This window comes from Klebsiella terrigena, from assembly GCF_012029655.1.
In the GTDB taxonomy this organism is placed as follows: Bacteria; Pseudomonadota; Gammaproteobacteria; order Enterobacterales; family Enterobacteriaceae; genus Klebsiella; species Klebsiella terrigena.
The window spans coordinates 2,948,212-2,959,997 of sequence record NZ_CP050508.1; the positions used below are offsets into that span (position 1 = coordinate 2,948,212).

Genomic DNA, 11,786 nt, shown 5'->3' on the forward strand with positions numbered 1-11,786 from the left:
ACATAAAGCACGCTCGCGGCAAGCGGCAGGTTGAGAGGCTAAAAACGGTACTCTCCGGCAATAAAGAAGCTATTGCGTTCGTTGAAACCAATCTCGGTTAACAGGTTAAAATTCTGCGTAATCTCATACTGGGCGCCTATCAGCATGTTCCACGGCGAAGAGAGCCGCTGCTTAACGTCGAACTTGCCCTGGTCATCTTTATTCACTGCGGCAATCAGCGGCTGCAGCTCGGGCGGCATATGCAGATCCGACAGGTTGCCCTTAAACTCCTGCTGCACGTCCTGATACATGCTGCCGACCCAGATGCTCAAATTCGAGGGGCCGGCGATCCCCTGCATGCTGAAGCGATAGCCCACCCGTGGCGATACGGTGATGGCCGAGATCTTACCGTCGAGGATATCGAAATCGGTGCGAGTATAGTTGGTGTCCACCAGGCCAAACCAGTTGCCGTATCCTCCGGCCAGCGTAAAGCCGGTGCCCCAGGTGGTGCCTTTAAAGTCGAGCGCAAAATCGATGTTCTGCAGCTGGCCGCTGTCGTGCAGGCGGTGGACGGAGCCGGCAATGATTCGGTCGATGCCGGTGTACTTTGATGGGTCGGCATCCACGGAGACGTTGGAAACCGACGAGCCACGGGTGTGGCCGGCAATCCCGTAGATATTTAAAAAGGGAAAGACCCACATATCGAGACGCAGATTCTCGGTCTTACTTTTCTGCCGCGTGTGGCCGGCATCAATAGCAAACATATCGCTCGGAATAAGGTGATTGCCGAGCTTGAGCCCGGAAAAGCTGATGCTGTCGACCAGGATATCCTGGCGAATATTCATGTAGCTCAGGTTGATCCCAAACGGCAGCGGGATCGCGTACCCGCGCGCCCTTGCCTCATCGCCCCAGATAGGAAAGTAGCTGTCGCCGTCGCCGGAAGCCGCGTCACCGCCGCTGGCTCCCCAGGCGCTGCCGGAGGTGAGCAGTAGCGTTATTATGGCTTTAGTCCATCTCATTTTTTTCATCTGACCTTAAAGTCCGGAACCCACATTAAAATAGACCGCCTGCTGGTGCTCGCTGAAGGCGACGTCAATGCCCGTATGTAAGCCGTACTGCCGCGCTATCAGGTAGCGAAACCCCGTCCCCCACGCGGTTTCCGTTTGTTCCCACAATCCGTGCGCTTCATCGGCGGCGCTACCGATACCGACAAACCCCTGCAGGATCCAGCGCGGCTGAAACTCCCAGGCGAGCTGAGTTTGCACCGTGCTGACATAGTCGCCCTGATAGCGATAGCTGGCGATCCCGCGTAGCGCAATATAGGGACGCGCCATCGGGGTGAGATGCCGGTCATGGTGCGTGAGGGACTGATAGTCCCCCGCAAAGGCCAGGGTTAGCGTCCGGCTCAGCGGAATAAAGTATTTACCGTTAAGTGAAAACTGGTTGTACTGATAGTCACCCCCGAGCATGGAGCGGTAAAAACGATACTCGCCCTGCAGCGATAACCCCTTCTTAGGGTAGAAAAAGTTATTGGTTGTGTCATATTCCGCCACCACGCCCAGCGCCGACGAGGTGCTCTGCTGGCCCAATACCCGCTGCCAGACCCGATTGACCAGCGGGCTGTCGGTGGAGATATCGGTTTTGGCGTAGACCTGCGACGCGCCGACGAAAACCGGGGAGTCGCCGACGCGGAACAGCAGCTTTTGCAAGCCGCCGTAGCCTTTGGTCCGCGTACTGATGCTGCGGTTTTGGCTAAATCCCACCACATCGCCGGAGTAAATATCGAGGTTAATATCGGCATAGCCGAGCATTACCAGGTAGCGAATATGGTCGTGATTCCAGCTATGACGATGGCCGCCGCCGACAAACCAGGTGCCGTTCTGCGTCCCGCCGCCGCCAAACGCCGTCATCGGCGGCGGAATGTAGTTCTCGCCTTCGCGGGTGCCTTTACCGTGCAAAAACAGGCCGAACAGGCCCCCGCCAAAGCCCACGGCAGGTTCGGTAATCACCAGCGGTACCGGCAGAAATCCGTAGGGGTTGTCCTGCAGATACTGGCTCATATCCAGCATGCTATCTTCAGGATCGAAAAATTCCCCCGCCGTGGCGGGCGCGGCAAGCGGCACGATCAGCGCCAGCAGCAGCTGGGGGGAAAACGGCTTCATGCACTCTCCAGGCGATAAGGGGTTTTAATACCCAGGTCACTGAAGAATAATGGCTTTCAGCTTATGAAAATATATAGTACGCGCCGCGGAAGTACCAATTGCCGACGGCCGATTTTTTCCTTAATTTTGGATAAAAAAGCGTGCTAAATCACACTAATTACCTATAACACTTTTCCTAATTCTGCACGCCGTTCGCTTTTTAGTCAGATCTCTAGTGACACTGTCACTTAAACCGCCCCAGCGCCCCCGAAGCAATGAGCCGCCGTCGGGATTGTAATCAAAAAGTGAATGTCGTATAACATGGCCCTACCGAGGGGTGTCCCGTGAGGGCTGAGATGGCGTAAGCCGAACCCTTTGAACCTGATCTGGGTCATGCCAGCGAAGGGACGGGTCGGCAATTTTGCCAGTTTTCCGCCATTGCCTGTTCATACTTCTGCACGCCCGGATCTCCCCTTATTCAGGAGGTCCTGTGATTCTTCCCGCATTTACCCAAGGCATCTACGGTCGTCTGCGCCAGCAGGCGGGACGCGACTGGCAGCACTACGTCGCGCATCCCTTTTTACACCAGCTGGCTGACGCCACCCTGCCCGAACCCGCATTCCGCCGCTACCTGACGCAGGACTATCTGTTTTTGATCCACTTTGCCCGCAGCTATGCCCTGCTGGTCAGCAAGCTGCGCACGCTGCCGGAGATGCGCGCCGCGGCGGCATCGATGAACGCCATCCTTAACGAGCTGCCGCTGCACGTCGGCTACTGCGCCGACTGGGGGCTGGATGAAGCCACCATGGCCGCAGAGCCGGAAGCGGCGGAGACGGTTAACTACACGCGCTACGTGCTGGATATCGGCCATTCCGGCGACGCGCTGGATCTGCTGGCCGCGCTGATGCCCTGCGTGGCCGGCTACGCGGAAATCGGGCTCGGGCTGCTGCACGGTCCGCAGACCCGCCTGGACGATAACCCCTACGCCTCGTGGATCCGTAACTACGGCGACGAAGGCTATCTCAACGGCGTCAACGCGGCGATCGCCCTGCTTGAAACCCTCTGGCAGCAGCGCGGCGGCGAGTCGAGATTCGCTGAGCTCAGCGCCATCTTCACCACCGCCACGCGGCTGGAGGCCAACTTCTGGCAGATGGGGCTGAACGCGGTAACGGAGGCGTCGGCGTGACGCCCCCGGCGATCCACGTGCGGGAACTGGGTTTGCGCTTCGGCGCGCGGGTTGTTTTTGCCGATTTGTCGTTCGATATCCCCGCCGGTCAGTGGATCTCTCTGCTGGGCGCCAGCGGTGCCGGAAAGACCAGCCTGCTGCGCATCATCGCCGGCCTTGCGGCGCCCACCTCCGGCCAGGTGTACGCCAGCGACGGGCAGCCCGTCGCGAAACGGCTGGCGTGGATGGGCCAGAAGGACCTGCTCTATCCGTGGCTGAGCGTGCGCGATAACGTCGCCCTCGGCGCGCGCCTGCGCGGGGAGCGCGTCGACCGCACGCGCGTGACAACCCTGTTGCGCCAGGTGGGGCTGGAGCAGTGCGCCGACGATCGCCCGGCGTCGCTCTCCGGCGGCATGCGTCAGCGCGCGGCGCTGGCCCGCACGCTGTATGAAGACCGCCCCGTGGTGTTAATGGATGAGCCCTTCTCCGCCCTCGACACCATCACCCGCACGCGTATTCAAACCCTGGCGGCTGAACTGCTGGCCGAGCGTACCGTGGTGCTGATTACCCACGATCCAATGGAAGCCTGCCGCCTGAGCCACCGCCTGCTGGTGCTTTCTCCGTCTGCGGGCGGGATCGACGACTCGCACCATCTGAGCGGCCTGCCGCCGCGCGCGGCGGACGATCCCGCGCTGCTGACCAGCCAGGCGGAGCTGCTGCAGCAGCTAATGAGGGCCGACGGATGAGGGGCAAACTTTTTCGCGGCGCGGTGGTGTTTAGCGGCCTGCTGCTGGTCTGGTGGCTGGTGACACGCAGCGGGATCCCCGCCTTTCTGCTGCCTTCTCCCTCGGCGGTCGCCGGCGCCCTGTGGCTCAACCGGGCGTATCTCGGCTGGCATACCCTGGTGACGCTGAGCGAAATTGTCAGCGGGCTGCTGCTCGGCGTGCTGCTCGGCGTGGTGCTGGCGCTGTGCATGATTATCTCGCCGCGGCTGCAGCGCTGGCTAATGCCGCTGGTGCTGACCAGCCAGGCCATCCCGGTGTTTGCGCTCGCCCCTCTGCTGGTGCTGTGGTTTGGCTTCGGGATGAGCGCCAAGGTGATGATGGCGGTGCTGGTGATCTTCTTCCCCGTCACCTCCGCGTTCTTTGACGGCCTGCGGCGGGTCAATCACGACTATCTCGATCTGGCCCGCACGATGGGCGCCTCCTTTGGCGCCCAGCTGCGCCACGTGCGGCTGATGGCCGCGCTACCGGCGCTGGGATCCGGCCTGCGGATGGCCGCCGCCGTCGCGCCGATTGGCGCCATCATCGGCGAATGGGTGGGCTCTGCCGAAGGGCTCGGCTACGTCATGCTCAACGCTAACGCCCGGCTGCAGACCGACATCTGCTTTGCGGCCCTCTTTATTTTAGTGCTGCTGACCGTCCTGCTGTGGCTGGCGGTTGACGCTTTCTTGCACCGGCTGATCGACTGGACGCCGGAATAATGACCTGTACGGATAATAAGGAATACCATGAGTAAACGTATTTATGCCGGGATGGCCCTTAGCGCGCTTATCAGCGGACACGCCGCGGCGAACGAGAAGCTAACCCTGGTACTGGACTGGTATATCAACCCGGATCACGCGCCGATTATGGTGGCGGAACAGATTGGCGCCTTTAAGGAACAGGGCCTCGACGTCAAAATCATTCCGCCATCCGACCCGGCGCTGCCGCCGCGGCTGGTGGCCGCTCGCCAGGCCGACCTCGCCATCACCTATCAGCCGCAGGTGCATTTTTTCGCCGATGAGGGGCTGCCGCTGGTGCGCGTCGGGACGCTGATTAACTCGCCGCTCAACACCATTATTGCGCTGGACAAGAACATCAAAACCCCTGCTGACCTGAAGGGGAAAAAGGTGGGCTACTCGGTGAGCGGCATCGAGCAGGCGACGCTGGCAACCATGGCGCAGTCGGCGCATATCGACCCGCAAAGTATCAAGCTGATTAACGTTAACTTCCAGCTGACCAGCGCCCTGCTTGCCGGCCAGGTTGACGCGGTTATCGGCGGCTATCGCAATATCGAAGCGCTGGAGCTGAAGCTGCAAGGCAAAGATCCGCAGGTCATGAACGTCGAGGATTACGGCGTGCCGGCCTACGACGAGCTGGTGATTGTCGCCAACCGCGATGAAGCGCACGCGGAGAAGATCAAAAAGTTCCTCGTCGCACTGCAAAAAGGCGTGACCTGGCTGCGCGCTCACCCGCAGGAGACGTGGCAGGCCTTCGCCGCCGCTCACCCTGAGCTCAATACCGAGCTCAACAAGCAGGCGTGGCTCAAAACGATCCCGCTGTTCGCCAGCGATCCCGCGACGCTGGACAAGCCGCGCTACGAAGCCTACGAACAGTTTTTATTTAACAACAAGTTGGTTAAAAAAATCACACCTTTATCGCAGTACGCTATCGAACTGCATTGAGTAACCTTACTGCCGGCGGAACTATTTCCGCCGGCAGTATCAACGAAGCGGTAATAAAACAAGGCATAAATCCACACTAATAATTACACTTTTTATGGTTTTATGAATGTTAAAATAATCGCTATAAATCAATAGATTAACATTAAATTTAACAATGTAAAAATAACGTAAAAATAGCGCAATAAATAAAACATTGAATGCGGATTTAAAAAGCCATATATTGTGCGCGCTTTATGAATGGCGATTCATTTTCTTAAACCAATTATTCAACCAGAGTTCAACCGTAACCCTGGTTGTGGGAGTGATATGATGACGGATAAAGTCCGTATTGATACTTTAAGTGCAGATTTATTGGACGCAAACAACGAAACCTTTTTGGCCCGTCAGGCCGAATTCGAATCGAACGTCAGAAGTTACCCGCGCAAGCTGCCGCTCGCGATTACCAAAGCGGAAGGCGTATGGCTGACCGATGCGGATAACAAACAGTACCTGGACTGCCTTGCCGGTGCTGGAACCCTGGCGCTTGGTCATAACCATCCTGACGTGCTGCAGAGCATCCAAAGTGTCATTACCAGCGGCTTGCCGTTACATACTCTCGATCTGACAACTCCGTTAAAAGATCGCTTCTCCGAATACCTGCTCTCTTTATTACCGGGCGAAGGTAAAGAATACTGCCTGCAGTTCACCGGCCCGTCCGGTGCTGACGCCGTTGAAGCGGCGCTGAAGCTGGCGAAAAAATACACCGGCCGTTCTTCGGTGATCAGCTTCTCCGGCGGCTACCACGGGATGACCCACGGCGCGCTGTCGGTGACCGGTAACCTGTCGCCGAAAGAAGCGGTTAACGGCATGATGCCGGAAGTGCAGTTTATGCCGTACCCGCATCAGTACCGCTGCCCGCTGGGTATCGGTGGTGAAGCCGGCGTGAAGGCGCTGACCTACTACTTCGAAAACCTGATCAACGACGTTGAAAGCGGCGTACGCAAGCCTGCGGCGGTGATCCTTGAAGCCGTTCAGGGCGAAGGCGGCGTGAACCCGGCGCCGGTCGAGTGGCTGCAGCGCATCCGTAAAGTGACTCAGGAACACGGCATTCTGCTGATTATCGATGAAGTCCAGGCCGGCTTCGCGCGTACCGGCAAGCTGTTTGCCTTCGAGCACGCGGGCATTGAGCCGGACATCATCGTGATGTCAAAAGCCGTCGGCGGCGGTCTGCCGCTGGCCGTACTCGGTATCAAGAAGCAGTTTGACGCCTGGGAGCCTGGCCACCACACCGGCACCTTCCGCGGCAACCAGCTGGCAATGGCTACCGGCCTGACCACCCTGCGTCACCTGAAAGAGAACGACATCGCCGGTAAAGTCGCGGCACAGGGCGAGTGGCTGAAAGGCAAGCTGGCCGACATGCAGAAACGCTACCCGGTCATCGGCCACGTTCGCGGCCTGGGTCTGATGATCGGCATCGAAATCGTTAAGCCGAACGAAGCTCAGGATCATATGGGCTGCTACCCGGCGGACGGCGCGCTCTCTGCCCTGCTGCAGAAAAAATGCTTCGAAGCGGGCCTGATCCTTGAGCGCGGCGGTCGTAACGGCTGCGTCCTGCGCCTGCTGCCGTCGCTGCTGATCAGCAACGCGGAGCTGGAAATTTTCTTCGACAAATTTGAACAGGCCCTGCTGGCCGCCGGCGTAAAACCGGTCTGAGTGGAGTAAGTGACCGCCATGTCCCAATTGAATCCGATCCTTGCCGGTTCGCCGCAGAGTATTGAGGCGTATCAGCAGGTTATCGCTCAGACCAGCCAGGCCGTCGCGCAATGGCTCAAGCAGCCTGAGATGTATCAAGGCAAAAGCGTCGCCGAGCTGCGCGAGCGCATTACCCTTGAGTTCACCGAACAGGGTCTGGGCAACCAGGCGGCGATTGAACGTGCGATCGAGTACTTCCTGAAAGACAGCCTGTCGGTGCATCACCCGCAGTGCGTGGCGCATCTGCACTGCCCAAGCCTGGTGGTAAGCCAGGCGGCGGAAGTGCTGATTAACGCCACCAACCAGAGCATGGACTCCTGGGATCAAAGCCCGTCAGCCACCATCATTGAGATGAAGCTGATCGAGTGGCTGCGCGCCCGGGTGGGCTACCGGGCAGGCGACGCTGGCGTATTTACCAGCGGCGGCACCCAGAGCAACCTGATGGGCCTGATGCTGGCGCGCGATGCATTCTTCGCCCGCCAGGGTCACTCGATTCAGCAGGACGGTCTGCCGGGCGATATTCGCCAGTACAAAGTGTTCTGTTCTGAAAACGCCCACTTCTCGGTGCAGAAGAACATGGCGCTGATGGGCCTCGGCTACCGTTCGGTCACGCTGGTCAAAACCGACCGCTTTGCCCGCATGGACGTCGAAGACCTGAAGGCGAAAATTGCCGAAGCGCAGGCCAAAGGCGAGCAGATCATGGCGATCGTGGCAACCGCGGGCACCACCGACGCCGGGGCTATCGACCCGCTGCGCGTGATTGCCGGCATTGCGGCGGAGCATCAGATCTGGCTGCACGTGGATGCGGCCTGGGGCGGCGCGCTGCTGCTTTCCGAGCACTACCGCGATTATCTGGACGGCATTGAGTGCGTGGACTCCATCACCCTGGACTTCCACAAGCAGTTCTTCCAGACCATCAGCTGCGGCGCATTCCTGTTAAAAGACGCGCGCCACTACGAGCTGATGCGCTATCAGGCGGCCTACCTGAACTCCGAGTTCGATGAAGAAAACGGCGTACCGAATCTGGTGTCCAAATCGCTGCAGACCACCCGCCGCTTCGACGCGTTGAAGCTGTGGATGGCGCTGGAAGCGCTGGGGCAGAAGCAGTACGCGGCAATTATCGATCACGGCGTGACGATGGCGAAAAATGTCGCTGAATACGTTGCCAGCCAGCCGACGCTGGAGCTGGTTATGGAACCGCAGCTGGCAAGCGTGCTGTTCCGTTCTCGCCCGCAGCAGACCGCGGGCAGCGACGATGCCGCCATCGCCCTGCTCAACCAGCGCATCGGCGACGCGCTGCTCGACTCCGGTCGCGCCAACGTCGGCGTCACCGAGCACAACGGCGTCACCTGCCTGAAGCTGACGCTGCTGAACCCAATCGTCACCCTTGATGACGTGAAGGTGCTGCTGAACCTGGTTGAACGCACCGCCCAGGAAGTGCTGGCAAAGTAAGCTGAACGCCCGGATTACGGCGCCTGCGCCCGATCCGGAGTTCCGCCCCTTGCCGCCCCGCCCGGGACGTTAGCCTCCCGAAAGCCGATAACTCACCTTATCGGCTTTTTTTACGCCTCTCCTCGCGCCACGTAGCCGATGCGATAACGCTCTCCTGCCGCCGACGGCGTATCGCCAACGCTCACCTCCATCAGCCGCCAGCGGCTCACGTCCCACGCGCAGAGCGGCCCCTGCAGGTCGAGGTTTGCCAGATCGCTGAACGGCGCAATGGCGCGTTTTTCAACCCTCAGCCACGTCTTATCCATCACATCCGCAACCTCCGGGACCCGCAGCGCCAGCCAGCTTTCGATGTGCGGCCAGCCAAAGTCCTCGCACAGGCGGGCAAAACCGGGACTCTGCAGAAAGCGCGCCATCGCCCCGGCGTTTTGCCAGACGTACAGCGGCGCGTAGCGGTTCTCCGCCGCGGGCATCGCGCGGTCATCGCGGCGGGAGTAGAGATAGATTTTAAATACCAGGCCGGGAAAACCGTCCAGCTTTGGGCCGCCGTCGCTAATGCGGCGCGCAATAATCGACATGTCGTAGTCGGCGGGCAGCGTAAAGCGGTATTGCATAACGATCATGGTCGCTCCGAGGGGAATGTTGACGTTGGGGCCAGTGTGGTGCCACAGTACTCTCCTGAAAATCGAATAATTCAGGAGTTATCGTCCTGAATAAGAGGATGATTATGGAAAAACTCACGCCGGCGCTGGATCTCGATGCGCTACGCACCTTTGTGACCGGGATCGAATGCGGCAGCTTTGCCCAGGCGGCGGTGCGCCTGTCGCGCTCCACCTCGGCGGTCAGCGCTCAGCTTAAGAAGCTGGAGATGCAGTGCGACGCCGGGCTGGTGGTGAAACAGGGCCGCCACCTGGCACTCACCGCTGAGGGCGAAAAGCTAATGGGCTATGCCCGCCGCATGCTGGAGCTCAACGATGAGGCCCTGCGCGCCCTCAAAGGAGAACGGCTGAGCGGCGAAATCCGCATCGGGATGCAGGAGGATTTTGGCGAATCCCTGATGCCGGGGATCCTCGGCCAGTTTAAGCGCCACCACCCGCAGCTGCGGATCGTCGCCAGGGTGGACCGCAACCTTCCCCTGCGTCAGGCGCTGGCGGAGCGCGCGCTGGATATGGCGCTGTTATGGCAAACCGACAACGCCGGGCACACCTTAGGCCAGTGCCCGCTGGAGTGGATTTATCATCCGGACCTCGACGTCGCCGCCCTGCTGGCCGCGGGCGAACCGCTTCCGCTGGTAATGTTTGAAAGCCCGTGCCTGATGCGCTCCAGGGCCATCGCGGCGCTCGATGCGGCGGCCATTGCGTGGCAGGTGATGTTTGTAAGCCATAGCCTCAGCGGGGTCTGGGCGGCGGTGCAGGCCGGATTAGGGCTGACGGTGAGAACCAAAATCGGCATGCCGCAGAACCTGCGTTCCGCCGGCGGGCTGCTGCCATCGCCCGGCAGCCTCGCCATCGGCCTCGAAGAGAACCCGCTGCAGGCGCGCAACGCCCCCGCCTGCAAGATGCTCGGACAGCTGATGGCGGAGGCGCTGAGCGTGTTGACGAACAGGTGACAACGTCACCTGCTCATGACCACTGGCGTGTTGTTTGCGGTTTAATTCAGGTTCTCGCCTCGCGCAATAGCTGCTGGATAACCTGCTCCTGGCGGGCGTAGTCCCCTTCACCAAAAGCGGTGTAGCGCAGCTGGCCGCGGGCATCAAAGATGTAGTGTGCGGGCCAGTAGCGGTTGCCGAAGGCGTTCCAGATGGCGTAGGTATTATCCGCCACCACCGGATACGGCAGCCGCCATTTCGCCACCGCCTCCCGCAGCGCCGGAAGCGAGCGCTCCCACGGATACTCCGGCGTATGCACGCCGATCGTCACCAGCCCCTGCCCGCGATACCTATTCGCCCAGTCGCGCACGTACGGCAGGGTATGCTGGCAGTTAATGCAATCCCGGGTCCAGAAATCGATGAGTACCACCTTCCCCTTCAGCGCTTCCCCGTTCAGCGGCCGGGAGTTAATCCACGCCGTTCCCCCGGCCAGGGAGGGCATTGCGCTGGTTGGCTGCGCGGCGACGATCGGCCGCAGAACGGTTTTTTGCGGCGGCTGCGGCAGCGCGGCGCTCAGCCGCTGTTCAAGGCGATTGGTCAGGCTGCTGGCGCCCTGCAGATAGCTATCCGCGCCGCTGGCGATCAGCGCCACCGAGGCCAGAATGCCGGCACCGGCAAGCTGGCGCAGGCGCTGGGTTAAGGCCAGCCCGCTGCGCAGGCGGGCAGCCAGGCGTGAGCCAAACAGCCACAGCAGCGCCAGCATCAGCGCGCAGCCGCTGCCGTAGGCGGCCAGCAGCAGGCCGGTCGTTGCCGGGCTGGCGCTCAGAACGGCGAGGCTCAGGATCGCCCCGAGTACCGGCCCGGCGCAGGGCGCCCACAGCAGGCCGATGGCGAGACCGGCGAACAGCGCCGCGGCGCCTGCGCTACGGCGGTAGCTGTGGCCGTTGAGGCGGTTCCCCAGCGCCACCAGCGGCGACGTCAGGCGCTGCGCGACGCGCGTCGACAGCAGGCTCAGGCCCACCGCGGCGAGGAACACTAGCGCCAGCCAGCGCCCGGCGATGGTCAGGCTTACCACCTGCTCATTCGCCACCGTGACCAGCAGCGACACGCCGGTAAACATCAGCACCATCCCGCAAAGCATCAGCGCCAGATGGCCCGGCCTGCCGCGAACGTTTGCGAAAATCAGCGGGATAACCGGTAAGGTACAGGGGCTCAGCAGCGTCAGCATGCCGGCAAAAAAAGCAATCAGGACGGACATCATCATTCTCCTTGTCGTGCGATAGCGGC

General features: G+C 60.6%; 11 protein-coding genes and 1 riboswitch. Of the genes, 7 read left to right on the forward strand and 4 right to left on the reverse strand.

The features are described 5' to 3' along the window. Nucleotides 1-38 precede the first annotated feature (38 nt). Together HCK03_RS13915 and HCK03_RS13920 are read right to left on the reverse strand one after the other, a co-directional pair. Nucleotides 39-998, reverse strand: coding sequence for a hypothetical protein (locus HCK03_RS13915; protein WP_166646178.1), 960 nt, complete (start codon nt 996-998; stop codon nt 39-41). Between the two features lie 15 nt (nt 999-1,013). Next, on the reverse strand, nt 1,014-2,141 hold the full coding sequence (locus HCK03_RS13920) for a BamA/TamA family outer membrane protein (protein WP_167691759.1): 1,128 nt from the start codon (nt 2,139-2,141) through the stop codon (nt 1,014-1,016). A gap of 302 nt (nt 2,142-2,443) precedes the next feature. After that, nucleotides 2,444-2,545: riboswitch (TPP riboswitch) on the forward strand. 65 nt (nt 2,546-2,610) lie between these two features. On the opposite strand from HCK03_RS13920, the gene HCK03_RS13925 reads away from it, so the two are divergent. The 6 genes from HCK03_RS13925 to HCK03_RS13950 all read left to right on the forward strand — a co-directional run bounded on the left by HCK03_RS13925 (nt 2,611) and on the right by HCK03_RS13950 (nt 8,914). Next, the gene (locus tag HCK03_RS13925) at nt 2,611-3,306 is read left to right on the forward strand and encodes a TenA family protein (protein ID WP_148249895.1); all 696 of its coding nucleotides are present in this window, start codon (nt 2,611-2,613) and stop codon (nt 3,304-3,306) included. Then, a complete protein-coding gene (locus HCK03_RS13930; RefSeq protein ID WP_143991825.1) occupies nt 3,303-4,031 on the forward strand; it encodes an ABC transporter ATP-binding protein in 729 nt (242 codons plus the stop codon). The genes HCK03_RS13925 and HCK03_RS13930 overlap by 4 nt, the downstream gene beginning before the upstream one ends. Continuing rightward, entirely contained in the window at nt 4,028-4,768 is a 741-nt protein-coding gene (locus tag HCK03_RS13935) for an ABC transporter permease (RefSeq protein ID WP_041145478.1), read from the forward strand. The genes HCK03_RS13930 and HCK03_RS13935 overlap by 4 nt, the downstream gene beginning before the upstream one ends. Before the next feature lie 27 nt (nt 4,769-4,795). Beyond that, complete coding sequence (locus tag HCK03_RS13940; protein WP_167691760.1) at nt 4,796-5,731, forward strand: ABC transporter substrate-binding protein; 936 nt, start codon at nt 4,796-4,798, stop codon at nt 5,729-5,731. A gap of 306 nt (nt 5,732-6,037) precedes the next feature. Next, nucleotides 6,038-7,423, forward strand: a complete 1,386-nt coding sequence (locus HCK03_RS13945; RefSeq protein WP_041145476.1) for a diaminobutyrate--2-oxoglutarate transaminase — start codon at nt 6,038-6,040, stop codon at nt 7,421-7,423. Nucleotides 7,424-7,432: 9 nt separating this feature from the next. Then, complete coding sequence (locus HCK03_RS13950; RefSeq protein WP_167691761.1) at nt 7,433-8,914, forward strand: pyridoxal phosphate-dependent decarboxylase family protein; 1,482 nt, start codon at nt 7,433-7,435, stop codon at nt 8,912-8,914. A gap of 110 nt (nt 8,915-9,024) precedes the next feature. On the opposite strand, the gene HCK03_RS13955 is transcribed toward HCK03_RS13950, so the two are convergent. Further along, nucleotides 9,025-9,534 carry a DUF4865 family protein gene (locus HCK03_RS13955; protein ID WP_167691762.1) on the reverse strand — a complete coding sequence of 170 codons (510 nt, stop codon included), beginning with the start codon at nt 9,532-9,534 and terminating at the stop codon, nt 9,025-9,027. 98 nt (nt 9,535-9,632) lie between these two features. Here HCK03_RS13955 and HCK03_RS13960 point away from each other — a divergent pair, with 98 nt between their 5' ends. Then, a complete protein-coding gene (locus HCK03_RS13960; protein ID WP_228283742.1) occupies nt 9,633-10,520 on the forward strand; it encodes a LysR substrate-binding domain-containing protein in 888 nt (295 codons plus the stop codon). A 46-nt stretch (nt 10,521-10,566) separates the two neighbouring features. Here the strand turns inward: HCK03_RS13960 and HCK03_RS13965 are convergent, their stop codons facing one another. Further along, nucleotides 10,567-11,757: a cytochrome c biogenesis protein/redoxin gene (locus HCK03_RS13965; RefSeq protein WP_167691764.1), complete on the reverse strand. Its 1,191-nt coding sequence runs from the start codon at nt 11,755-11,757 to the stop codon at nt 10,567-10,569. Nucleotides 11,758-11,786: the final 29 nt, after the last annotated feature.

What these genes read in the sequence shown, in the direction of transcription:
- HCK03_RS13915 (WP_166646178.1), bottom strand. Translation starts at nt 998, where the DNA reads ATGAGATGGACTAAAGCCATAATAACGCTACTGCTCACCTCCGGCAGC.
- HCK03_RS13920 (WP_167691759.1), bottom strand. Translation starts at nt 2,141, where the DNA reads ATGAAGCCGTTTTCCCCCCAGCTGCTGCTGGCGCTGATCGTGCCGCTT.
- HCK03_RS13935 (WP_041145478.1), top strand. Translation starts at nt 4,028, where the DNA reads ATGAGGGGCAAACTTTTTCGCGGCGCGGTGGTGTTTAGCGGCCTGCTG.
- HCK03_RS13940 (WP_167691760.1), top strand. Translation starts at nt 4,796, where the DNA reads ATGAGTAAACGTATTTATGCCGGGATGGCCCTTAGCGCGCTTATCAGC.
- HCK03_RS13945 (WP_041145476.1), top strand. Translation starts at nt 6,038, where the DNA reads ATGATGACGGATAAAGTCCGTATTGATACTTTAAGTGCAGATTTATTG.
- HCK03_RS13955 (WP_167691762.1), bottom strand. Translation starts at nt 9,534, where the DNA reads ATGATCGTTATGCAATACCGCTTTACGCTGCCCGCCGACTACGACATG.
- HCK03_RS13960 (WP_228283742.1), top strand. Translation starts at nt 9,633, where the DNA reads ATGATTATGGAAAAACTCACGCCGGCGCTGGATCTCGATGCGCTACGC.
- HCK03_RS13965 (WP_167691764.1), bottom strand. Translation starts at nt 11,757, where the DNA reads ATGTCCGTCCTGATTGCTTTTTTTGCCGGCATGCTGACGCTGCTGAGC.